Below are 21,106 nucleotides of genomic sequence, written 5' to 3'. Positions count from 1 at the left end.
CATCAGGTCCTTTCAGAAAAGCTGTGCACGTCGCCTTGCTGCGCACTGCCCAGATACAGTGAGAAGTCGCGGGTTCGGCTTTCCAGCGCGAAACGAGAAATCATGGTGGTGATTGGCGTCGTCGAGTAGGCAAGGGTTGCCAGGTCTTCAATCGCGACGGCCTCAAGCTTGCCGTGTTTGGGAGGTTCCGGCGCATTGCCCAATATGTAGACATTATGCGCTGTGGCATCGTCATAGACCGAGTAGACGACGCCAAGACGTGCGTCGATGCCACGATCATGCAGATCCTGCCGAAGGCTGTCGCGCACCTGTCGCGGGTCGGACAATGTGACCTGCGGCGGTCTGAAACCGGCTTCCGTTTTCTCAAGCAGCACGCGGCCTTTGTGTTCGATGATTGCGCCACAGACAATCCTGCGCCCCGTCGGTTCAAGCGCCCCCCGTTCCAGCCCAAGGCTGAAATACTGCCCGTTCGCGTAGCCCAGCGCCGGGCGGTCGTTGTGGGAATAGGTTTCGACCTGTCCGATCAGAACGCAATGGTCTCCTGCCTCGATCACTTGGTGGGTCCGGCAGGAGAATGTCGCGACCGCGCCGTTGATCAAAGGGATCTCTCGCGCGTCGAGGTCATGGTCGATTTTGGCGAACCGGTCACCTTTGAAGCCGGCGAAAGTGTTGGACACATCCTCTTGCCCCTCGGCCAGAACACTCACCGTGAAATGGGTGCAGGTCGAGAATTCGCCGTATGAAGACAAGTTCTTGCCGGGGCAGACGATCAACAGCGGCGGGTCGAGCGAGACCGAAGTGAAGGAATTTGCCGTGAAGCCCAAGGCCGTGCCAGAGGCGCTGCGTGTGGTAACGACGGTCACGCCGGTCATGAATTTGCCGAATGCCCGCCGGAGGTCGCGGGGGTCGAGTTCGGTCATGATTGCACCTCGCTTTGAAAGCTGGAAATGGCGGCGTCGATCTGACTTGCATGTGTCATCGGCATCATATGGGCCGCCCCATCGATGATCAGCGCGCGGCCGTTCGGGGTGACTTCGGCCATTTTACGCGACATGTCTGGGGTGGAGTTCGGCTCCTGACTGCCGGTTATGAACAGCGCGGGGCAGGCGAGTTTCTCCAGCGCTTCGCGCCGCGGATTTTGGCCTTGGGCAAAAACCGTATAGGCCAGCTTGTAAGCAGCCGGATCCATGGCCGTCAGCCATTCGCAGCAGGCATCACGTTCAGGTGAACCGATGTCACCAAACCACCGGCGCAGCGTGCTGGTTGGGTCAACCGGTGTTTCTCCATCCAGTCCCGCCGCACGTTCCTGAACCGCCAGCGCGGCCTTTGCACTGCGTTCAAAAACGGCATTCATTGCCACGACACCGCAAATCCGGTCGGGCGCCTTGGCGGCAAGGTCCAACGCCATCATCGCGCCCATCGAGTGGCCGACAACAAGGACCGGACCGTTCAGATTGCCCAGCACGTTGTGTGCAGCTTCGCTGTATTCCGACAGTTCCGTACCGAAAAACCTCAGCGGGCTTTCGCCGTGACCGGGCATGTCCGGTGCCGTCAGGCGCGCTTCAGACGCCAACCCGTCCAACTGCGCGCCCCAGGCTTCGGCCCGCAGGCCAACCCCGTGAAGCAACAGGATGTCCGGACCTGCGCCTGTCTGGATGGCGGCCAGCCCGCCGATTTCAGACCGCGGCCGGGTTGTCCACGTCATGGCCCAAATCCTTGAGATCCTGATACCGGTCGCCGATCCGGTGATGCGGTCTGCCCGAGGTTGCCGCCCCCAGCACGACGACAATTTCGTCTTCGCGCGGTGCGTCCGGGATCGAGAATTGAACGGTCAGGTAGTGAGACCGCCGCCCGGCATCGTTTTTGTCCATCAATGGCACCATGATCGGCGCATTTGCGGGGCCGCGCGTGTTCGTGAAAGCCAGATAGGATTTCGCGCTGACAGCCTGCCGGTAGTGATTGCCGAACCGAAGGGTATGAATAATGCCCGAGGCGTGCTCGACCTCGCCATTCAATCCGACGACGGCTGCCTTGCCATAGGCTTCGATTGCGTCGCCACTGCCGGCCAACGCGATCATGCGGTCCGTCATCATCTTTCCTAATACGGGGCCATATGCTTGGATTTCCGGTTTGAGGTCTTCGACATATCGACCCGCCCAGGGATTGGTAATCACTGCGGCCACGGCAAACATGCGCCATGGCATTTCCGCAGGGCGAAATCCCTCGACAAGAACCTCCTCGTCGTAGGTAACAATCTTGCGTATTTCCGGCTTCATCACACCTCTCCTGTCGCGCTGGGAAAAGGTAGAAACGGGTGTGATTTTTGACAAACGATTGAATTATGTGCTTTCGCATTAAAAAGATTAATGGCTAACTTGATCAATGGCAAAATCACTTCCCCCCCTGACCTGGTTCCGATCCTTCGAGGCGGCGGCCCGGACCCTGAGTTTTACCGCGGCGGCCGAGGAAATCGGCCTGACCCAATCGGCCGTCAGTCAGCAGGTGAAATCCCTTGAGATCCGTCTGGGGACAGCGCTTTTCATAAGGCATCCGCGCAGTCTGGCCCTGACGGATGCAGGGCGGAAACTGTTGCCCGAAGTCGGCAGAGCGCTTGAGGCGCTTGCCGCCGCCGCCGGAAGGGCCGACGCAAGCGCACCAGGAGATGTCCTGACAGTGGCCACATCTGTCAGCGTCGCGCAATGGGTCATCGCCCCAAACCTCGCGGACTTCACCACCCGCAATCCAGAGATCAGCGTGCGGCTGCTCAGCGCAATCTGGCCTGACGATTTTCACGCGTCGCAAGCTGACGTTCAGGTCAGGTTCGGATCGGAAAAACAAGTGGGCAGGGGGGCCGAACGTTTGTGGCCGGACAGGCTTGTCGCTCTCAAGGCGCCGACGCTTGCAGGGGATCCGTTTGACCTTCCCCTGATAGAGGCAGTCGGCACTTCAAGCGGATGGAAGACGTGGTTCGACAAGCAGGACGTGCAGCGGCAGCCTGCCGTTTTCGTCGATACGTTCGGCATGGCGCTTCAATTGGCGGTTCATGGCAGCGGGGTTGCCCTGATCAGCGAGTTTCTGGCGAAACATGCGATGATAACCGGTCTTGTCGAAAGCGCACATGACAGCACCGTCGACTGCAACGAAGGGTATTATCTTTCCGCCGATGCCAGCAATCCGGCGGCCGCATTGTTTCGGGACTGGTTGCTTGAACAGATACGTGTTTGATCAGGCGCGGGCCTAGGATCGTTCGTGCACCACTCAGGGCTTGACGAATACTTTGCGTGGTCGTTTGCACAGACACTCTGCAGGACCGTTTTCCTTGATCAGGATGGTTTCGGTGATCGCAAGCCCCCAATCATCCATCCAGAGCCCGGGCATGAAGTGAAATGTCATGCCAGCTTCAAGGATCGTATTGTCTTCGTCCCGCAGCGAGATCGTGCGTTCGCCCCAGTCCGGAGGATAGCTGAGGCCGACAGGATAGCCACAGCGAGCACCGCGTTCGATCCCCGCACGTTCGAGAGGCGCCGCCAGCGCTTTGGCGATATCTTTTGCGCGATTGCCGGGGCGCGCAGCCTCCAGACCCGCTTCCAACCCCTCGACCAAGGCCGCCTCGGCCCTTCTAAGATGATCAGGCGGTTGACCCAGAAATACCGACCGGCAGAACGGAGCATGATATCGGCGATAGCAGCCGGACAACTCAAAGAAGGTGCATTCGCCCGATTTGAACACATCTCCATTCCAGGTCAGATGCGGCGCGGCGGCGTCTGAGCCAGACGGCAAAAGTGGTACGATGGCCGCGTAATCCCCCCAGTCATCCCCGACGCCCGTTATCGCGTCATGGTATATCTGTGCGACCAGCTCGTTCTTGCGCAGGCCGGGTTCAACGCGTTCAAGCACGCCGTCAGTCACAAACTCTGAAATTCGGGCCGCCTTGCGCATCAGGGCGATTTCTTCGTCGGATTTCACGACCCGTTGCCAGTTGACCAAGGCCGTTGCATCCATCAGCGTCGCCTCGGGCAGTTCCGTTGTCAGTGTAATATGGGCTTTGGCCGAGTAGTAATAATTGTCCAGCTCCACCCCAATTCGGCTGCGGCCGTGTCCGCAGTCTGCAATAAGCTGGGCCAGATCCTGCATAGGATGCCGCGTGGTCGACTGCACAAAGTGATCGGCGTATCCGAAAACCCGATCGTCCCCCATCCACACCGTGCGCAGCGCGCCGTTTGCATCCTGCCGGCGCCCCCACCAGATCGGGTCCGCGTCAAGAAAGATCAAGACACCCTGGTGAACGTAAAAAGACCAGCCCTCATACCCGGTGAGCCATCCGATGTTCGAAGGGTCTTCGACAAAAAGGCAGTCAATTCCTTTTGCGGCCATCGCCTTTCGGGTCTTGGCAAGACGACGATCATATTCCGCCCGGCTGAAGGCTGGATCAGAGTGGGTCATTGGCGCCTCCGGTCAACAAAAGACTTTGGTTGACAGAACCCTACCGATCCGCTCACGTCAACGAACAAAAATTCAGGAGGGCTGCATGACAGCCGATATCAATCCGCACCGAACGGGCCATGGCACCGGGCCATTCAAGCGGTGTCGTTTCAACGGTTCAGGCTGCATGCGGCGCATAACTTCTGAGGTCGCCGGATGAGAGGGTTCGAGCCAGCAGAATTCGCGGCGCGTACCGAACGCGCACAGGTGATGATGAATACCGCTGGCCTGTCGGCGCTGCTGCTGACCACGGAAACCGACGTGCGTTACTTTACCGGATACCTGACCAGATTCTGGGAAAGCCCGACCCGCCCGTGGTTCATGATCCTGCCTGCGGTTGGTAAACCGGTTGCGGTCATCCCCTCGATCGGCGCGTCGTTGATGGGACAAACCTGGATCGACGACATCCGAACATGGAGCTCACCCGACCTTCAGGATGACGGCGTCTCGCTTTTGACGGATGCCCTGACGGAATTGACACCCCCCAAAGGCCGTATCGGAATGCCCGATGGTCACGAGACGCACGCGCGTATGCCCATGTCGGATATTGAACGCCTGCGAAACAGGCTCGGTTCGCGCCACATCACCGGAGATCGCGGTATTTTGCGCCAACTTCGCATGGTCAAATCCGAGGCGGAAATCGCCAAAATCGAAACCGCATGCGCCATAGCCGGTCGGGCCTTCGCCCGAGTTCCCGAGATTGCTCGGGCCGGCGTGCCTTTGGATGAAGTATTTCGCGGTTTCCAGATACTCTGTCTGGAAGAGGGTGCCGACTGGGTGCCGTACCTCGCAGGTGGGGCAGAGCAGGGCGGTTACTCTGACGTAATATCGCCGGCGTCTTCGTCCCCCTTGAAGGATGGCGACGTACTGATGCTTGATACCGGCTTGGTTTGGGATGGTTATTTCAGTGACTTCGACCGCAACTGGTCTGTCGGCCCGGCAAGTCCCGACGTGAAATCTGCTTACGCCAGGCTGATCGAGGCGTCGGATGCCGCATTCGAAATCGCCCGCCCCGGCGCCACCGCAGCAGAGCTGTTTCATGCCATGAACACGGTGCTGACCAAGGCATCCGAAGGCACAGATGCCGGTCGATTGGGGCACGGGTTGGGAATGTCGCTGACCGAATGGCCGTCGCTCATCCCGACGGACCAGACCGTTCTTGAGCCCGGCATGGTGCTGACCTTGGAGCCGGGCATTGCCGTTGGTGGCAAGATCTTGGTTCACGAAGAAAACATCGTCGTAACAGACGATGTTCCGCTCTTTGTCAGTCCGCGTATCGGGCCGGAGATGATCCAGATATGACCTACGTGCCTTACACGCTTGACGAGGACGACCCGCAAGCCCCGCCGCTTGGATTGATTGTTCTTCAGGTCGACGAGACGATCGAGCCGGAATTCAGCACGTATTTCTCGGACCGGAAAAACCCGCTGTACGTAACACGGATACCCAGCGGCATTGAAGTGACACCGGAAAGTCTGGCCGAGATGGAAAAGGCCCTGCCGGCGGCGGCGGGATTGCTGCCCAGCGCGCGTCCTTTCCGGGTGGTGGGTTATGGCTGCACGTCCGCAAGTTCCGTCATTGGTTCAGAACGTGTGGAGGAACTTGTCAAACAGTCGTGCAATACAAAAGAGGTTACGAACCCTTTGCGCGCGGCCACGGCCTGCGCCGCGGATCTTGGAGCGTCGAAGTTTGCGCTGCTGTCGCCTTATGTCGAAGAGGTCAACGCACCGCTGCGTGCTGCTTTTTCGGAAAACGGGATAACCATGGATGTTTTCGGGACATTCGGGCAGGCCGAAGAGGCAAAGGTTGCTCGGATTTCGGTGCAGTCCGTGATCGAGGCCGCGACGAAACTGGGATCTGATCCATCGGTCGAGGCCGTTTTCCTCAGCTGTACCAATCTGCGCACGATGGAAGCCATCCCCGAGATTCGCAAGCGGATCGGCAAGCCTGTTCTTTCAAGTAATCAAAGCCTTGCATGGCATATGTGCCGCCTCAATCTTGCGGATTGAAACAGCAAAAATGACATGAAAATTCGCAAATGCGTCATCTATTGTTGCCAAGTGCCTACTGCATGGTCTTAACTGCTGACTACAGATCAATGAAATCCGCAACTCTCGGATAATCATTTGACGCAACAGGGGGTCTTGTGACCGACACAAATACCGATGCCGCGTTTGTTGAATTTCAACGCGTACAAAAATCTTATGATGGCGAGAATCTCGTCGTCAAAGATCTCAACCTAGCAATGCCAAAAGGCGAATTCCTGACCATGCTCGGGCCGTCCGGGTCTGGAAAGACAACCTGCCTTATGATGCTTGCCGGATTCGAAACCGCCACACATGGCGAAATCCTTCTTGACGGGAAGCCCATCAACAATATTCCACCGCACAAGCGTGGGATTGGCATGGTCTTCCAGAACTACGCCCTGTTTCCGCATATGACGGTGGCCGAAAACCTTTCATTCCCCTTGGAAGTCCGCAAATTGGGCAAATCTGAACGGGATGAAAAGGTTCAGCGCGCCCTGGACATGGTTCAGATGGGTGCGTTTGGTGGGCGACGCCCGGCTCAGTTGTCTGGCGGTCAACAACAACGAATAGCCTTGGCGCGCGCCTTGGTTTTTGAACCCGAACTGGTGTTGATGGATGAACCCCTTGGCGCACTGGACAAACAGCTGCGCGAGCATATGCAGTTTGAAATCACGCGTCTTGCGCATGAGCTTGGAATTACCACGGTCTATGTGACGCATGACCAGACCGAAGCGTTGACTATGTCGGATCGTGTCGCTGTGTTCGATGATGGCCGTATTCAGCAGCTTGCACCGCCTGATCAACTTTATGAAGAACCAGAAAACAGCTTTGTTGCCCAATTCATCGGGGAAAACAACACCTTGGAAGGTGTCATTAAATCAATTGATGGCGACACATGCCTTGTCCAACTTGATGATGGCTCTGAAATTGACGCGGTTCCGATAAATGTTCGCAATCCGGGCGAAAGGACAAAGGTGTCAATCCGGCCTGAGCGGGTGGAATTCAACAAGGATCGCTTGCACGCCGATGCTCATACGCTGAAAGCGACTGTCAAAGAGTTCATCTACATGGGTGACGTATTCCGTTTCCGCATGTCCGTTGCAGGAAATGATGAATTCATCGTCAAAACACGGAACGCGCCAGACGCAATCCGCCTGACCCCCGGTCAGGAGATCGAGATCGGCTGGCTGGCTCAGGATTGTCGTGCGCTCGACGCATAGGCCAAGTCGCGCGGAACAAGCGCGACCTCACTGAGGGACCGGCTGGTGAAAACCCGTGCATCAGTCGACCACACACATAAACGGGAAGAACTGGGAGTAATTCATGAAGAAAACCAAAACATTGTTGACAGCAGCTGCAGTTGGGGCGGTTGCCGGCGGTGCGTTCGCCGAGGAGATGACGATCGTTTCCTGGGGCGGCGCTTATTCCAAATCGCAGCTGAAGGCGTATCACGAGCCCTATTCTGAAAAGACAGGTGTCACCATCCTGAATGATGACAGCTCGGCCGAAGCGGTTGCAAAACTGCGCGCGATGAATGAAGCCGGCAATATCACCTGGGACGTGGTCGATGTTGTGGCCGCAGACGCAATTCGTCTGTGTGACGAAGGGCTTGCGCTGGAAATCGACTTTGACACCCAGCTTGCCCCCGCGCCGGATGGCACACCTGCCTCCGAAGATTTCGGCGACCTGTTGGTCAGCGACTGCTTTATTCCGCAGATCGTGTACTCAACCACCTTCGGTTACCGTACTGACCTGGTCGGCGATACACCCCCAACCGATATCTGCGCTGTGTTTGATCTGGAAGCTTACCCCGGCAAGCGCTCGTTGGAAAAACGCCCGATCAACAATATGGAATGGGCCCTTTTGTGCGATGGCGTCGCGAAGGAAGATGTCTATGACGTTCTGGCCACTCCGGAAGGTCAGGATCAGGCGCTGGCCAAGCTAGACACCATCAAAGACAGCGTTGTCTGGTGGTCTGCGGGTGCCGACACGCCGCAGCTGCTGGCCGATGGAGAGGTTGTCATGGGTTCTACCTATAACGGCCGTTTGTTCAGCGTAATCGAAGAGCAGAAGCAGCCGGTCGCCATGCTTTGGGACGCTCAGGTGTTCGATCTGGATGGTTGGATCATTCCCGCCGGTCTGAGCGAAGAGCGTCAGAAGCGCGCGCTGGACTACATCATGTTCGCGACCGATACCCAGCGTCTGGCGGATCAGGCCAAGTACATCTCGTACGGCCCGGCCCGTGCATCGTCGGCTCCGCTGGTGGGTAAGCATGCCGAACTGGGTATCGATATGGCACCCCATATGCCAACCGATCCGGAAAACGCCAAGAACACGTTCCTGTACAACTATGAGTTCTGGGCGGACTACCGTGACGACATCGACGCCAAATTCCAGGCGTGGCTGGCGCAATAATCCAGTTTTGAATTGGTGACACTGTCAGGGGCGGGAAACTGCCCCTGACCCCAAAAAAGCCAAGGGGCAACAATGACCGACGCCACCCAAAACGCGGGCCCTATGCTGGCCGCTGATGGAACACCGCTCAAGCAGTCGCTGGCGCGGTCGCTACGCAGGCAAAAGCTCCGGGCGTTGCTGTTGGTTGCTCCGCTTCTCCTCTTTGTCCTGTTTTCATTCATCGTTCCCATTGCATCGATGCTGTTCAGGTCCGTTGAAAACAGTATCGTGTCCGACACGCTTCCCTTGACCGTAGAAGCCCTGAACAACTGGGACGAGCAGTCAGGTGAGTTGCCGGGTGAGGATGTATACGAGGCCTTTGTCCGCGACATGATTGTTGCGATTGACAACAAAGAGCACACAAGGCTCGGTTCGCGTTTGAACTACGAAGAGACTGGCATGTCTTCGATGTTCCGCAGGTCCGGGCGCCAGATCAAAAAACTGGACCCTGAAACGGATGGGCCGTTCAAGGAAAAATTGATCGAGATTCATGACGGATGGGGCGATCCGCAAACCTGGCGGGTGATCAAGACCCACTCGCCAGTGATTACCAATGGCTACTTCCTGAATGCCGTCGACATGCGCAGAACCCCGGAAGGCGCACAGGCCCAACCCGAAGACAAGCAGATCCTGATCAAGCTTTTTGGACGTACTCTGTTCATGTCGCTCGTGATAACGGGCGCTTGTATCCTGCTTGCTTACCCTGTCAGTTATCTGTTGGCGACACTTCCGATGCGGGTGTCGAACCTGTTGATGATACTGGTCCTTTTGCCCTTCTGGACGTCCCTTCTGGTGCGAACATCCGCCTGGAAGGTCATGTTGCAGCAACAGGGGGTAATTAATGATACCCTCGTTTGGTTGGGGCTGGTCGCTGATGACGCCCGGCTGATCATAATCAACAACCAGATCGGCACTATCGTCGCGATGACACACATCCTTTTGCCGTTCATGATCCTGCCAATGTATTCGGTGATGCAGACCATTCCGCCGTCTTACACGCGTGCGGCCAAATCCATGGGTGCAACGAACTGGACGACGTTCTGGCGCATCTACTTCCCGCAATCCGTGCCCGGAATCGGTGCCGGTTCGATCCTCGTGTTCATTCTGGCGATCGGGTACTACATCACGCCCGAGATCGTGGGCGGCACCAAGGGTGTATTCATCTCGAACCGGATCGCCTATCACATCTCGTCCTCACTGAACTGGGGGCTGGCCGCGGCCTTGGGTACGATCCTTCTGGCGGTCGTGCTGTTGCTCTACTGGGTCTACGACAAGATCGTGGGCATCGATAACGTGAAGTTGGGATAATCAAGATGGCTGCACTGACACCGATATCCCGCAAACCCATGTCCATGGTTTTGCCCAGTGTCGCACTTGCCGGGGCGTTTGCCGGCATTTTTGTCGGGGCCGGAAATGGCTCGGTCCTTCTTGGCATACTGGGCGGGGCCGTCCTGATCGCGGGGCTGGCCTGGGTTTACATAAACATCGTGAAGAACGAAAACCTCGCACGCTTGATCAATATCATCGGATTCGGTGTCGTGGGTTTTTTAGTGGCCGGGTTGATGGGCGGTGTATTGGGGCTGCTCGGCGGCTGGTTTTTCGCCTGGTTTATCTATTGGTTGTACGAGGGGCGGTATCGACGCAAGCTGCTGCCGTATCTCACGGCACAGCAGGTTTTCTATCACTACCTGTTTCGCGTGATCTGTGGTGCGATCTTCGTCTTTCTGATCACGCCGATTCTCGTGGTGTTGCCGTTGTCTTTCAACGCGCAAGATTTCTTTACCTTCACGCCCGAGATGCTGCGGCTTGATCCGGAAGGCTATTCGCTGAAGCATTACCGAGATTTCTTCACCAACAACGAATGGCAACGCAGCTTCAAGAATTCGCTGATCATCGCGCCGATTGCGACGATTATCTCGGTAACGTTGGGAACGCTGGCCGCGATCGGGCTCAGCCAGTCTCACGTTCCCGGGCGCCGTGCGATCATGGGGATCCTGATATCGCCGATGATTGTTCCGCTGATCATCTCGGCGACGGGCATGTTCTTTTTCTACAGTGATATCGGGCGCTTCCTCGAAGGTACGCTGGGCATGAACAAGAACTTCGTAGGCTATCTGAAAGTCATCCTGGCCCACGCGGTTCTGGGTATTCCCTTTGTGATCATTACCGTGACGGCGACCCTGGTGGGCTTTGATCGATCTCTGACACGGGCGGCGGCCAATATGGGCGCGGGACCGGTGCGAACCTTCTTCAAGATTCAGATGCCGTTGATCCTGCCGGGTGTGATATCTGGCGGTCTCTTTGCCTTTATCACATCATTCGACGAAGTGGTCGTGGTGCTGTTTGTAGGCTCTGCCAGCCAAAAGACGTTGCCGTGGCAGATGTTCACCGGCCTGCGGGAGCAGATCAGTCCAACCATTCTTGCGGTTGCGACAATCCTTGTGGTCCTGTCCATTGCTCTGCTGACGACGGTCGAACTGTTGCGGCGTCGATCCGAACGTCTGCGGGGTCTTTCGCCTGCTTGACGCAGCAAACCGTCTGATCTAACGATTCACCTGTTCATCTCCGCTGCGATGGCGTCGCGGCGACTACGGAGGTGATCGGCTCTCGGACCCCGAGACCGCCTGTCCTGAACGCCGGGACATGTGGCCGGGAAATGCACGCCCGGCATAGATGAGAGACCAAGGATGACTGACATTTCTAACCGCCCTCAGTTCTTCACCTGCCACAATGGTGAAAAGGCCCCGTTGCCGTTCAGCAAATCCGAGTATGACCGCCGTCTTGGCAAGCTGCGCGCCATCATGGCCCAGCGGGATATCCCGGTGGTACTGCTGACATCGATGCAGAATATCGCCTATTATTCAGGCTTTCTGTACTGTGCGTTCGGGCGCCCTTATGGCTGTGTTGTGACCCAGGACAATTGCACCACCGTTTCCGCCAATATTGATGCCGGACAACCCTGGCGCCGGTCGGTTGAAGACAATGTGATCTATACGGATTGGAAACGCGACAACTACTGGCGGGCAGTTGCAAGCCTGACCGGGAATGCAAAGCGGATCGGCATCGAAGGCGACCACATGACGCTTGCGGCGCGTGACACGGCGCTGAACATGCTGGGCGAGCCAGAGTTGGTTGACATCGCGGCCGACACCATGGCCGCGCGGATGATCAAATCCGCTGAAGAGATCGAATTGATCAAGGGTGGAGCGCGCACGGCCGATGTGGGTGGTGCTGCGATCCATGCCGCAATCCGCGAAGGCGCAACCGAAATCGAAATTGCGATGGCTGGTCGAGACGCGATGGAAGTGGAAATCGCGCGGGCCTATCCGGATGCCGAATACCGCGACACATGGGTTTGGTTTCAGTCGGGTTTGAACACCGACGGCGCGCATAACCCGGTCACCAAACGCACGTTGCAAAAAGGCGATATCCTTTCGCTGAATACCTTTCCAATGATCTCGGGCTATTACACCGCCCTGGAACGGACCCTGTTTCTGGGCGAGCCGGATGCCGACAGCCTGCGCCTGTGGAAGGCCAATGTGGCCGCGCATGAACTTGGACTAAGCCTGATCAAACCCGGGGCCACCTGTTCCGGTATCACCGCCGAGATCAACCGGTTTTTTGCCGACGAAGGCCTGCTTCAATATCGTTCCTTCGGCTATGGGCACTCGTTTGGCGTTCTGAGCCACTACTATGGTCGCGAAGCCGGCCTGGAGCTCCGCGAAGACATCGACACAGTGCTGGAACCCGGCATGGTAGTGTCGATCGAGCCGATGCTGTGGATCCCCGAAGGCCAGCCCGGTGCTGGCGGTTACAGGGAACACGATATTCTGGTGGTGGGCGAAGACGGAGCCGAAAACATCACAGGCTTCCCCTACGGGCCGGGGCACAACATTATCGACGCCTGAGGATTGGGGTGGAGCCTCGGCTCCACCCGCTTTTCACGCGCGTCGGGCACGTTCGTGAAAAATGAAACCCAGAAAATTCAACAGAAGCTGCGCCGCCAGAATCTGAGTGCTTTCAGTGGGGTCGTAGGCGGGGGCCACCTCGACGAGATCGATGCCGACCACGTCACCCCTTTTTGCCAGCCCCTGAAGGATTTCCAGAACGTCGTAGTACAAGAACCCTCCGTGGCTTGGAGTGCCGGTTCCTGGCGCGATCGAGGGACAGAACGCATCGATATCGATCGTAACATAGTACCGTTTGCCGTCGGGAATGCGGTCAAGAACGGCGTCTGTTCCCAATCTGCGAACCTGCCGCACGGACAGGATGTCCGATCCGCGCGCGCGCGCGTCGTCATACCCTTCCTTGGCGGTGGACGATACGTTTCGAATGCCCAACTGGGTCATCCCTGAAACATAGTCTTTCTCGATCGCGCGGCGCATGGGGTTTCCGTGCCCGTTGGTGACGCCATGACGTTCATCTACAAAGTCCAAATGCGCATCGATTTGAACAACATGGATCGGGCCGTTTTCGGCGCAGTCGCTTTCAAATGCGGAAATGCAGGGGATGTTGACCGAGTGATCACCGCCAATCACCAGCGGAAGTGCCCCGGCTTCGAGAATTTTCTGCACGCCAATGGCTATGTTCTTGTGGCTGGTCTCGGTCTTGGTGTGGACGATATCCGCATCTCCCAGGTCGACGATCCGAACCGAGCTGTCCAGATAGGTCGCGTCATCCTCATGATCATAGGCGCCGGCATGGCCAAAACTGAAAAGTGTCGATGCCTCTCGCACGGCCCGAGGGCCAAAACGCGCGCCGGGGCGCCATTGGGTTCCAAAGTCGAACGGCGCGCCTAGCACGCAAACATCCGCCTCGATTCCGTCCCAGTTCTCGACATATGGAGATTTTGCGAAGGTCGATATTCCGACAAAAGGAAGGTTCAGTCGCCCGGACGCATATCCATGTTCCTGCACTTCTGGTCCTTTCGATTGTTGTGCCGTTTTCCTGCATGTGAACATGAGGACACGCAGTATTGAAACCAAATTCTCTTTGAACGGCGGGTTTTGGAGGATCAGACGAAGTTTTCTGTCAGAAGGGCGGGCTTGCGTTCAAAGCTGACCCGGCCCAGCCCATCAGAACGCTTCAAGATCAGTCAAGAGATAATCCCGCTGATGGTGTTGCCTTTCCTTCGTTTCCCATTCCCAAAGAACGTGTGAAGGGTCCGCTTCGACCTCAGCGATGCTCTGGCAGGTTTTCCAGTGCTGAAAGACGGTTTTTGATCCTTCCGGGCCAGAAAATCATAAGCGTTAACAAAAATATCGATTTGATATAAAGTTGTGGGGTTATTGATTGGTAACGCGCGGGTATTCGTGTGGCACAGACACTTTATGAAAAATATGGCGGTTTCAAAACGATCAGCCGGGTCGTGATGACCTTCTATGAAATGGCGTTGGATTCGGATGAGATCGGCCATCATTTCGAAGACATTGATATGCCGCGCCTGATCGACCATCAAACCAAGTTCGTCTCGTCCTTGATTGGCGGGCCTGCATCCTTCAGTGATGACAGGATCGAAGCAGTGCATCGCCATCTGAACATTTCGCACAACGAGTTCGACGTCATGGCCGAGCTGTTCGGCGACGCGCTGAGTCAGCATGGCATGTCCGACGGAGACATCAAAACTGCGCTGACCGCAATCGAAGGAAAACGTTCGATCATAGTCACCCGGAACGCGGCATGAGCATTCTGGCGATAAACGAGCAATTGCTGCGTGCGATCGGAGTCGGCGTCGCCGTGGTGCGCGCATCCGACCTGCAATTCGTGTTTCACAACGGGCCTTTTACGGAGTGGTTCGGCACTCCTGAAAAGGGCAGCACCCTAAGCGACGTTCTGTCGGATCTCGACCCCAAGGAACTTGAGGATGTAAAGCAGTCAGGCCTTCGGTACTCGGTCGAATTGCAGATAAAGCCGAAACGCAGGACCTTGATCTTTGCTGTCACGGTCTCATTGGCCAATGGCTTGTCCGAGCAGGTGCTGATCGTGGAATGTCAGAACATCACCCGCATTCGCGAACTGGAAAGCATGATCGACAGCTATTCGACCATGGTCGAGCGCAACACCCGAGAGCTTGAGCGCGAAAAGGAAAGAGTGGAACGGCTGTTGCTGAACCTGATGCCCCGAGCCGTGTATGAAGAGTTCAAGACGTTCGGCGTTGTCACACCGCAGCTGTATCAGCAGGTTTCAGTGGTGATGCTGGATTTTGTCGGGTTCACGGATTTTGCGGCCAAGACCGACCCGACGGTGACTTTGAGCGAACTGAACGACATCTTCACGGCCTTTGACCGGATCGTGGAACAATTCGGGTGTGAGCGGATCAAAACGATCGGAGATGCTTATCTGGCCGTGTCAGGTATGCCAGATCCAACACCGGATCATGCGACCGCCGTGGCGCATTGTGCGGTAAGGTTCCTGCGCTATCTCGAACGCCGCAACGAAAGCCATCCGCATAAGTGGCAGGCCCGGATCGGATTGGGGATGGGTGCGGCAGTTGGATCGGTCGTGGGCATTCAGAAATATGTCTATGACGTGTTTGGCCCTGCCGTAAACATCGCATCCCGGTTGCAGGTCTTTGCCAACCCCATGAACATCGTGGCCCCGGAAGAGATGAAATATGCCCTGATTGACGAGTTTCAGGTCTCGGAACTTGGGTGCGTTGATATCAAGGGGATGGGTGAGATGGATCTGATCAATGTGACATCGGGCTTGAGTATGCCTCAGGGCAGTCGTTCGTTCTGACCGCGTCACTCGTCCTGAGGGATCAGGCCCAAACCGCGCAGGTAGATGCCGATACCGCTTTCCAGCAAGTCTTCGGGAGGAAAAGGCGAAGTCGCGCCGGTATTTCGGGCATACAGTTCGACGACTCCGTGGCTCATCGCCCAGATGTGGGCGCTGAACATCGACGCGGGCGGGCGCTTGTCAGGCGGAATATGCTGGGACAGGTCCGCGGCCGCTTTTTCAAGAACAGCCTTCGCCCGGTTGGCTGCCAAGGACAGTTCGGGTGTCCGGTTCGGGGAAATCCCGCTTTCGAACATGGCGATGTAATGCCCGGGATTTTTGCGCGCAAAGGCCAGATACGTACGCCCCGTTGCTTCAAAGGCGGCAAGGGCTGAAGGCTGCCCCTCGTCATAGGCGTATTGCATCAGGTCTGCGAACATCTCAAACCCCTGCCGTGCGGCTTCGGCAATCAGGTCCTCGCGCCCTTGAAAATGACGGTAGACGGCGGCAGGCGTGACACCGGCCGTTTTGGCCGCCTCGGACAGCGTGAAACCGGTCGGGCCCTTGTCTTCGATCAGGGACAAGGCAGCCTCGATCAAGGCTTGCTTCAGGTTTCCGTGGTGATAACCGCGTTTTGTCATCCCGGCCTCAGTTGCATTGATTGCGTGTTGGAAGACGAGGACATAGACCACCGACGCATTGTCGTCCAATACATGATCGTGAAGGCATCGACGGGTCAGGGCAGAGAGACAATTTACGCCTCCCACATATCCGGGCCACCGCAGATACGGGCATCAATCTCGCCGATACTCTTCTTGTCCTTCTCATCATAGTCCAAGGCATGCAGAACCGTTCGGATGGCCGCAAGCCGCGCGCGTTTCTTGTCGTCAGAACGCACAATCGTCCACGGGCAGGCATCAGAATGCGACCGGGTCAGGGTTTCCGAGATTGACTGCGTGTATTCATCCCATTTGTTCAGCCCTGCGACGTCGATCGCGCTGAGCTTCCAATGCTTCAAAGGGTCGTTTTCGCGCGCCAGAAAACGGTTCAGTTGTTCTGCGCGCCCGACATTGAGCCAGAACTTGAATAAATGGATGCCGTCATTCACCAGGCCCGTTTCAAGCGGCAGGACTTGACGGAAGAACCTCTCACGCTGTTCCTGGGTGCAGAAGCCAAAGACATTCTCGACGACACCTCGATTGTACCAGCTGCGATCAAAGAACACGATCTCTCCTGCGGCGGGAAGATGCGGGATGTAGCGCTGAAAATACCATTGGCTGCGTTCGGCGTCTGATGGTTTGGCCAGCGCAACGTTGCGCGCGCCGCGCGGGTTCAGATTTTCGCGAAACCGTTTGATGGTGCCACCTTTGCCGGCGGCATCGCGACCTTCGAATATGATGGCAACCCGCTGGTCGGTTTCCTTGACCCAGGATTGCATTTTGACCAATTCAATCTGAAGCAGGTCCATCTGCTCATCATAATCTTTGGTCTTCATTTTTTCGGAATACGGGTAGGTCGGGTTCAGAATATCGCCCTTTTTCACATTTTGAATCTCTTCCCGTACAGATTTGGGCGCGTCTTTCTGAAAATACTTCTCGATAGAGCCTTTTCCTGACCGGGCCATATGTCACCTCGCGATAAAATCCATATCTGACTATGGATTAGAGCGTGGGTTAACGCAAACCCGCGCGCTGCGCCGCGCGATCTATCGCGGCGGCAACCTCGGGCGCTGCGACCACCTGTGGCATATGGCCGACACCCGGTAGCTCGATCAACTCGGCCCCGGGGATCTGTTCGATCAGGCGTTCAGAATGCCATTCAAGACCAACTGTGTCGTCGGCCGTTCCGTGGATGATTTCCGTCGGAACGGAGATCTCGCCATATCTGGGTTGCAGTCGGGTAATTTCGTCCAGCAGGTTGGCGCGCTGCTTGGCGTTTGCATGCATCGAGCCACGCCGGATCGTCAGCCCGGGCCCGAAATGTTCCGCATAACCTTCGGGCGCCGTTTGCGGTGCAAAAACTTTGTCCAACGCCTGTGTGACGTACCATTCGGGCACGAAAGAGCTGATCAAGGGCAAGGCCAGCAGATTGCCCGCCGTGGTTGACGCAAGCCGGTTGAACCCATCCAAAGGCGTTTCCCATGGGATGGCGGCCGGGGCGATCAGAACCAGAGCCGAGATATTCTGGGGTCGGGTCACGGCCCAGGCCAGCGAGACCGATCCGCCATAGCTCTGCCCGGCCACGATGGGTTTTTCCGCACCAAGCTGAGCCGCCGCCCGTTGCAGGATATCCGCCTGTTCAATGATGGTTTCGCCATCCGGATTGAAGCTTTCGGAATAGCCTAGGCCCGGTCGGTCAAAAACGATCACGCGGTATGACCTGGCCAGAATGGGGGCCAGCGCGAAGGTCATGTCGCGCGTGTTCCCGCTGGAACCGTGGATCAGAACGACATCAGGGCCGTCCCCCATGACCACGGCGTGCACGGCGATGCCGCCCACATCCAGAATCCGACCCTCGGGGGGGAAAGCCGCCTCGGCCAGTGCTTCGTTCCGGGCGCTGCGCCAGGTTGTCAGTATGACAAGGCCCAGAACGGCCAAGCCAAGGGATATCAGGACTTTAGTGGCCAATTTTCGTTATGTCGAATGGCGTGGTCTGATAGATTTCGTTGATCCAGTTGCCGTACAGCAGATGTGCATGACTGCGCCACCGGTTCTGCGGCGTTTTGGATGGATCATCATCTGGGTAGTAGTTTATCGGCACGTTGATAGGCGTGCCGTTGCTGACGTCCCGATCATATTCCTGTTTCAGCGTATCACTGTCGTATTCGAAGTGATTGAAGATATACAGCGCGCGATGGCCGGGATCTTCGACCAGACAGGGGCCGACATCGTCGCTGCCCAACAGGGTCCTCAGCCCGGGTGCGCGATCGATTTCATCCTGTTTCATTTCCGTCCATCGGCTGACCGGAATGACGCAGTCATCCGAGAAACCGCGCAGGAACGGAGACGCCGGGTCCAGGTTGCGATGCCGGAAACACCCAAAGGCTTTTGCGTCCAGCATGTGCTTTTTGACACCGTGAAAATGGTTGATCATCGCCATCCCGCCCCAGCACACACCAAAGGTGGAATGTACGTTGGTTTGGGTCCAGTCGAAAATCTCGCTGAGTTCGTCCCAATAGGTGACGTCATGAAATTCCAGATGTTCGATCGGGGCGCCGGTGATGATCAGGCCGTCGAATTTCTGATCCTTGATCTCCTGAAACGGGCGATAGAACTCGGACATATGCTCGGCGGCGGTGTTCTTGGTCCGGTGTTCGGTCATGCGGATCAAAGACAGATCGATCTGCAACGGGGTTGCCCCGATCAGGCGCGCGAACTGGTTTTCGGTCTGGATTTTCTTGGGCATCAGGTTCAGCAATCCGATGCGCAGCGGGCGGATGTCCTGACGCATTGCCTGATCTTCGTCCATGACCATGACGCCCTCTTTGGTCAGGACGTCAAAAGCAGGCAATTCCGATGGGATTTTGATGGGCATGTGTCAGGCTTCTAAGAGATCAGTGAAAACTGATAGTTAGGCGTTATTGCGCGTGGTCTCAAGTGTGTGCTCGATCAACTCATCGAAATCAGCGGCATCGCGGATTTTTCCGATGTCGTTGGCGGCAATCGTCACGCCCCAGTTGTTCGCCATGGCCTCGTAACGCGGCTGGCGGTGCGCCAAGGCCTGTGCATAGGTCCAACGGACGAAATCATCGGGATCAACATCCGCTTCTGAACAGCCTTGCAGGTCCAGATAATCTGTCCAGGCCTTGGTCAGGAATTCCGCCTGATAGGACATCGGCTTTGGGGCTTTGTCAAAACGGCGTACTAGCTCTGCCGTGTGTTCCTCATCCCCCTTCAGCCAGATCATCAGGGTGTGTTGCGAAAGCTCGGACAGTACCCGATCGTTCGGATCTTCGGGGTCTACCCATTCGCAGATCGACCCACCGGTGTCGCAGATGAAATGGGGGTACTTGTACAAACGCTCGGCCCGGTCGATGAAATACTCAGTATCCAGCAGGGCGTGTATTTCGGCCAGCCGAAACTGTTCCTGCCTGCGACGGTATTCCGGCATTTCTAATCCGCCTAGGGCAGGGTTGCCCGGTTTGCCCAGATAGGCTGCGACCGGAGTCAGGTTCGCGAACGAGATATTCGAGCCGATGTAAATGGAATCCGACAGGAGCAGGTCACGCAAGAACGGGACTTTCATCGCCTCGGCCTTCGCATTGTCGGTGATGTACTCGCCCATGTACCGGGTGCCGATGCGATAGTCGATCGAGTAGTGAAACCAGTTCCCTGAGTCCCGAAGAATGTTCGAGACATATGTCTTGCCCAGACCGGACATGCCAAAGAACAGCACCTTCTTGCGGCTTGCCGTGCGCCAGTCTTCGGCTGAGTTGTAGATCATCTTGTGCTGTCCCTTTTTTGCCTTTGCTAAATCGGGCAGCGCACGGCGTCAATCACGGCGGCCAGCTCGGTTCAATACCAAAAGACCCATGGCAAGGATGACAAAGCCAAAATAGGCATTCGACGGCAACGCTTCGTTCCGCAGAATTGCGCCAAGCACGATGGCAACAGGAGGGATTACAAGCGTGACTAGCATCAGGTTGCCGCTGCCCGCCATCGCCAGGACTCGATAATACAAAAGATATGCCCCCGCTGTTGCCACAATGGCGTAATAGCCAATCGCAGCCCAGGTGATCGCGGGCAGTGCAAGCGTTGGCACCCCGTCCGTCATCAGCGCCAGCGGCAGGATCAGCACAGTCGAACCGGTCAGCATTCCCGCTGCCGCGACCACGGGGTGAAGGTCAGACAGATGATACCGCGCCCAAGCCGCCGCAAAAGCATACGAGAGCGTTCCGGCCAACACCGCAAGCTGCGCTGTGTTTTGCAGGCTGAAAGACGTGAAGGTCTGTATTCCAATGGTGATCGAGACACCGAGAAAACCCAAAACGACTCCGATAACCCGGGCTTGTGTCAAACGCTCATCTTTGAAAAACAGCGCCGCAACCAGAACGCCAAAGATGGCTGTGGTCGCGTTCAGAATGGCCGTAAGACCAGAATCGATGTAAAGCTGACCCCATGCCATCAAGCTGAACGGGATGACATTGTTCAGCAATCCCATGATCAAAAATGCACCCCAGATGCGCAGAGAGCGGGGCAGTGAAAGCCCCTTGCCCCAAGCCACCAGCCACAGCACCAGCATCGCCCAGAACGTGCGGTGCAGAACCGATGTCATAACGGGAATGGAGTCCAGAGCGATCCGGATGGCTACAAAGGATGCGCCCCAGATGACGGCCAGAAGAAGAAGCTCGACCCAGGCGCGCCGAGAAAGGTGTTTTTGCGTGTTCATGGCCGCACAATTTCATTCATTCGACAGATATACGACCC

The 21,106-nt window shown here is 56.8% G+C and carries 21 protein-coding genes; 10 read left to right on the top strand and 11 right to left on the bottom strand.

Going from position 1 to position 21,106, the window contains the following annotated elements:
- Window positions 1-2: 2 nt before the first annotated feature.
- From GS612_RS08065 to GS612_RS08055, 3 genes are read right to left on the bottom strand one after another with little or no spacing between them, the layout of a single operon-like run.
- Window positions 3-920, bottom strand: a complete 918-nt coding sequence (locus tag GS612_RS08065; RefSeq protein WP_171639612.1) for a flavin reductase family protein — start codon at window positions 918-920, stop codon at window positions 3-5.
- Window positions 917-1,705, bottom strand: coding sequence for an alpha/beta fold hydrolase (locus GS612_RS08060; RefSeq protein ID WP_171639611.1), 789 nt, complete (start codon window positions 1,703-1,705; stop codon window positions 917-919). The genes GS612_RS08065 and GS612_RS08060 overlap by 4 nt, the downstream gene beginning before the upstream one ends.
- On the bottom strand, window positions 1,677-2,276 hold the full coding sequence (locus tag GS612_RS08055) for an amino acid synthesis family protein (protein ID WP_171639610.1): 600 nt from the start codon (window positions 2,274-2,276) through the stop codon (window positions 1,677-1,679). The genes GS612_RS08060 and GS612_RS08055 overlap by 29 nt, the downstream gene beginning before the upstream one ends.
- 106 nt (window positions 2,277-2,382) lie before the next feature.
- Here GS612_RS08055 and GS612_RS08050 point away from each other — a divergent pair, with 106 nt between their 5' ends.
- Window positions 2,383-3,225 (top strand): LysR family transcriptional regulator, encoded by an 843-nt coding sequence (locus tag GS612_RS08050; protein WP_171639609.1) that lies wholly within the window; start codon window positions 2,383-2,385, stop codon window positions 3,223-3,225.
- Window positions 3,226-3,258: 33 nt separating this feature from the next.
- Here GS612_RS08050 and GS612_RS08045 read toward each other — a convergent pair whose 3' ends face one another.
- Window positions 3,259-4,443 (bottom strand): M24 family metallopeptidase, encoded by a 1,185-nt coding sequence (locus GS612_RS08045; protein WP_171639608.1) that lies wholly within the window; start codon window positions 4,441-4,443, stop codon window positions 3,259-3,261.
- A 195-nt stretch (window positions 4,444-4,638) separates the two neighbouring features.
- Between GS612_RS08045 and GS612_RS08040 the strand changes: the two genes are divergently transcribed.
- The 7 genes from GS612_RS08040 (at window position 4,639) to GS612_RS08010 (ending at window position 12,871) form a co-directional block, all read left to right on the top strand.
- On the top strand, window positions 4,639-5,784 hold the full coding sequence (locus tag GS612_RS08040; protein ID WP_171639607.1) for a Xaa-Pro peptidase family protein: 1,146 nt from the start codon (window positions 4,639-4,641) through the stop codon (window positions 5,782-5,784).
- Complete coding sequence (locus GS612_RS08035) at window positions 5,781-6,491, top strand: aspartate/glutamate racemase family protein (protein WP_171639606.1); 711 nt, start codon at window positions 5,781-5,783, stop codon at window positions 6,489-6,491. Before GS612_RS08040 ends, GS612_RS08035 begins: the two co-directional genes overlap by 4 nt.
- A gap of 137 nt (window positions 6,492-6,628) precedes the next feature.
- A complete protein-coding gene (locus tag GS612_RS08030) occupies window positions 6,629-7,729 on the top strand; it encodes an ABC transporter ATP-binding protein (RefSeq protein WP_152457796.1) in 1,101 nt (366 codons plus the stop codon).
- Between the two features lie 103 nt (window positions 7,730-7,832).
- Window positions 7,833-8,924, top strand: a complete 1,092-nt coding sequence (locus GS612_RS08025; protein WP_152457797.1) for an extracellular solute-binding protein — start codon at window positions 7,833-7,835, stop codon at window positions 8,922-8,924.
- A gap of 72 nt (window positions 8,925-8,996) precedes the next feature.
- Window positions 8,997-10,271, top strand: coding sequence for an ABC transporter permease (locus GS612_RS08020; RefSeq protein WP_171639605.1), 1,275 nt, complete (start codon window positions 8,997-8,999; stop codon window positions 10,269-10,271).
- Between the two features lie 5 nt (window positions 10,272-10,276).
- Complete coding sequence (locus GS612_RS08015; RefSeq protein ID WP_171639604.1) at window positions 10,277-11,488, top strand: ABC transporter permease; 1,212 nt, start codon at window positions 10,277-10,279, stop codon at window positions 11,486-11,488.
- 162 nt (window positions 11,489-11,650) lie between these two features.
- Window positions 11,651-12,871 (top strand): aminopeptidase P family protein, encoded by a 1,221-nt coding sequence (locus tag GS612_RS08010; RefSeq protein ID WP_171639603.1) that lies wholly within the window; start codon window positions 11,651-11,653, stop codon window positions 12,869-12,871.
- 33 nt (window positions 12,872-12,904) lie between these two features.
- Here the strand turns inward: GS612_RS08010 and speB are convergent, their stop codons facing one another.
- A complete protein-coding gene (speB, locus tag GS612_RS08005; RefSeq protein ID WP_171639602.1) occupies window positions 12,905-13,879 on the bottom strand; it encodes an agmatinase in 975 nt (324 codons plus the stop codon).
- Between the two features lie 398 nt (window positions 13,880-14,277).
- On the opposite strand from speB, the gene GS612_RS08000 reads away from it, so the two are divergent.
- Both GS612_RS08000 and GS612_RS07995 read left to right on the top strand, forming a co-directional pair.
- Window positions 14,278-14,646, top strand: coding sequence for a group 1 truncated hemoglobin (locus tag GS612_RS08000; RefSeq protein ID WP_152457802.1), 369 nt, complete (start codon window positions 14,278-14,280; stop codon window positions 14,644-14,646).
- Window positions 14,643-15,701, top strand: a complete 1,059-nt coding sequence (locus GS612_RS07995; RefSeq protein ID WP_171116220.1) for an adenylate/guanylate cyclase domain-containing protein — start codon at window positions 14,643-14,645, stop codon at window positions 15,699-15,701. The genes GS612_RS08000 and GS612_RS07995 overlap by 4 nt, the downstream gene beginning before the upstream one ends.
- Window positions 15,702-15,706: 5 nt before the next feature.
- On the opposite strand, the gene GS612_RS07990 is transcribed toward GS612_RS07995, so the two are convergent.
- From GS612_RS07990 to GS612_RS07965, 6 genes are all read right to left on the bottom strand, one after another.
- Window positions 15,707-16,321: a TetR/AcrR family transcriptional regulator gene (locus tag GS612_RS07990; RefSeq protein WP_171640000.1), complete on the bottom strand. Its 615-nt coding sequence runs from the start codon at window positions 16,319-16,321 to the stop codon at window positions 15,707-15,709.
- 113 nt (window positions 16,322-16,434) lie between these two features.
- Window positions 16,435-17,304, bottom strand: coding sequence for a polyphosphate kinase 2 (gene ppk2 / locus GS612_RS07985; protein WP_171639601.1), 870 nt, complete (start codon window positions 17,302-17,304; stop codon window positions 16,435-16,437).
- Window positions 17,305-17,353: 49 nt separating this feature from the next.
- Window positions 17,354-18,307: an alpha/beta fold hydrolase gene (locus tag GS612_RS07980; RefSeq protein WP_171639600.1), complete on the bottom strand. Its 954-nt coding sequence runs from the start codon at window positions 18,305-18,307 to the stop codon at window positions 17,354-17,356.
- Window positions 18,297-19,214, bottom strand: a complete 918-nt coding sequence (metA, locus tag GS612_RS07975) for a homoserine O-succinyltransferase (protein WP_171639599.1) — start codon at window positions 19,212-19,214, stop codon at window positions 18,297-18,299. The genes GS612_RS07980 and metA overlap by 11 nt, the downstream gene beginning before the upstream one ends.
- Window positions 19,215-19,250: 36 nt before the next feature.
- Complete coding sequence (locus tag GS612_RS07970) at window positions 19,251-20,123, bottom strand: ATPase (RefSeq protein ID WP_171613846.1); 873 nt, start codon at window positions 20,121-20,123, stop codon at window positions 19,251-19,253.
- 48 nt (window positions 20,124-20,171) lie between these two features.
- Window positions 20,172-21,068, bottom strand: a complete 897-nt coding sequence (locus GS612_RS07965) for a DMT family transporter (RefSeq protein ID WP_171639598.1) — start codon at window positions 21,066-21,068, stop codon at window positions 20,172-20,174.
- Window positions 21,069-21,106: the final 38 nt, after the last annotated feature.

This window comes from Ruegeria sp. HKCCD6157, from assembly GCF_013110685.1.
In the GTDB taxonomy this organism is placed as follows: Bacteria; Pseudomonadota; Alphaproteobacteria; order Rhodobacterales; family Rhodobacteraceae; genus Ruegeria.
This window is presented reverse-complemented; position numbering and strand designations above follow the sequence as displayed.

Coding starts and splice junctions, on each gene's coding strand:
- GS612_RS08065 (WP_171639612.1), bottom strand. CDS start 920: ATGACCGAACTCGACCCCCGCGACCTCCGGCGGGCATTCGGCAAATTC.
- GS612_RS08060 (WP_171639611.1), bottom strand. CDS start 1,705: ATGACGTGGACAACCCGGCCGCGGTCTGAAATCGGCGGGCTGGCCGCC.
- GS612_RS08055 (WP_171639610.1), bottom strand. CDS start 2,276: ATGAAGCCGGAAATACGCAAGATTGTTACCTACGACGAGGAGGTTCTT.
- GS612_RS08050 (WP_171639609.1), top strand. CDS start 2,383: ATGGCAAAATCACTTCCCCCCCTGACCTGGTTCCGATCCTTCGAGGCG.
- GS612_RS08045 (WP_171639608.1), bottom strand. CDS start 4,443: ATGACCCACTCTGATCCAGCCTTCAGCCGGGCGGAATATGATCGTCGT.
- GS612_RS08040 (WP_171639607.1), top strand. CDS start 4,639: ATGAGAGGGTTCGAGCCAGCAGAATTCGCGGCGCGTACCGAACGCGCA.
- GS612_RS08035 (WP_171639606.1), top strand. CDS start 5,781: ATGACCTACGTGCCTTACACGCTTGACGAGGACGACCCGCAAGCCCCG.
- GS612_RS08025 (WP_152457797.1), top strand. CDS start 7,833: ATGAAGAAAACCAAAACATTGTTGACAGCAGCTGCAGTTGGGGCGGTT.
- GS612_RS08020 (WP_171639605.1), top strand. CDS start 8,997: ATGACCGACGCCACCCAAAACGCGGGCCCTATGCTGGCCGCTGATGGA.
- GS612_RS08015 (WP_171639604.1), top strand. CDS start 10,277: ATGGCTGCACTGACACCGATATCCCGCAAACCCATGTCCATGGTTTTG.
- GS612_RS08010 (WP_171639603.1), top strand. CDS start 11,651: ATGACTGACATTTCTAACCGCCCTCAGTTCTTCACCTGCCACAATGGT.
- GS612_RS07995 (WP_171116220.1), top strand. CDS start 14,643: ATGAGCATTCTGGCGATAAACGAGCAATTGCTGCGTGCGATCGGAGTC.
- GS612_RS07990 (WP_171640000.1), bottom strand. CDS start 16,321: ATGACAAAACGCGGTTATCACCACGGAAACCTGAAGCAAGCCTTGATC.
- ppk2 (WP_171639601.1), bottom strand. CDS start 17,304: ATGGCCCGGTCAGGAAAAGGCTCTATCGAGAAGTATTTTCAGAAAGAC.
- metA (WP_171639599.1), bottom strand. CDS start 19,214: ATGCCCATCAAAATCCCATCGGAATTGCCTGCTTTTGACGTCCTGACC.
- GS612_RS07970 (WP_171613846.1), bottom strand. CDS start 20,123: ATGATCTACAACTCAGCCGAAGACTGGCGCACGGCAAGCCGCAAGAAG.
- GS612_RS07965 (WP_171639598.1), bottom strand. CDS start 21,068: ATGAACACGCAAAAACACCTTTCTCGGCGCGCCTGGGTCGAGCTTCTT.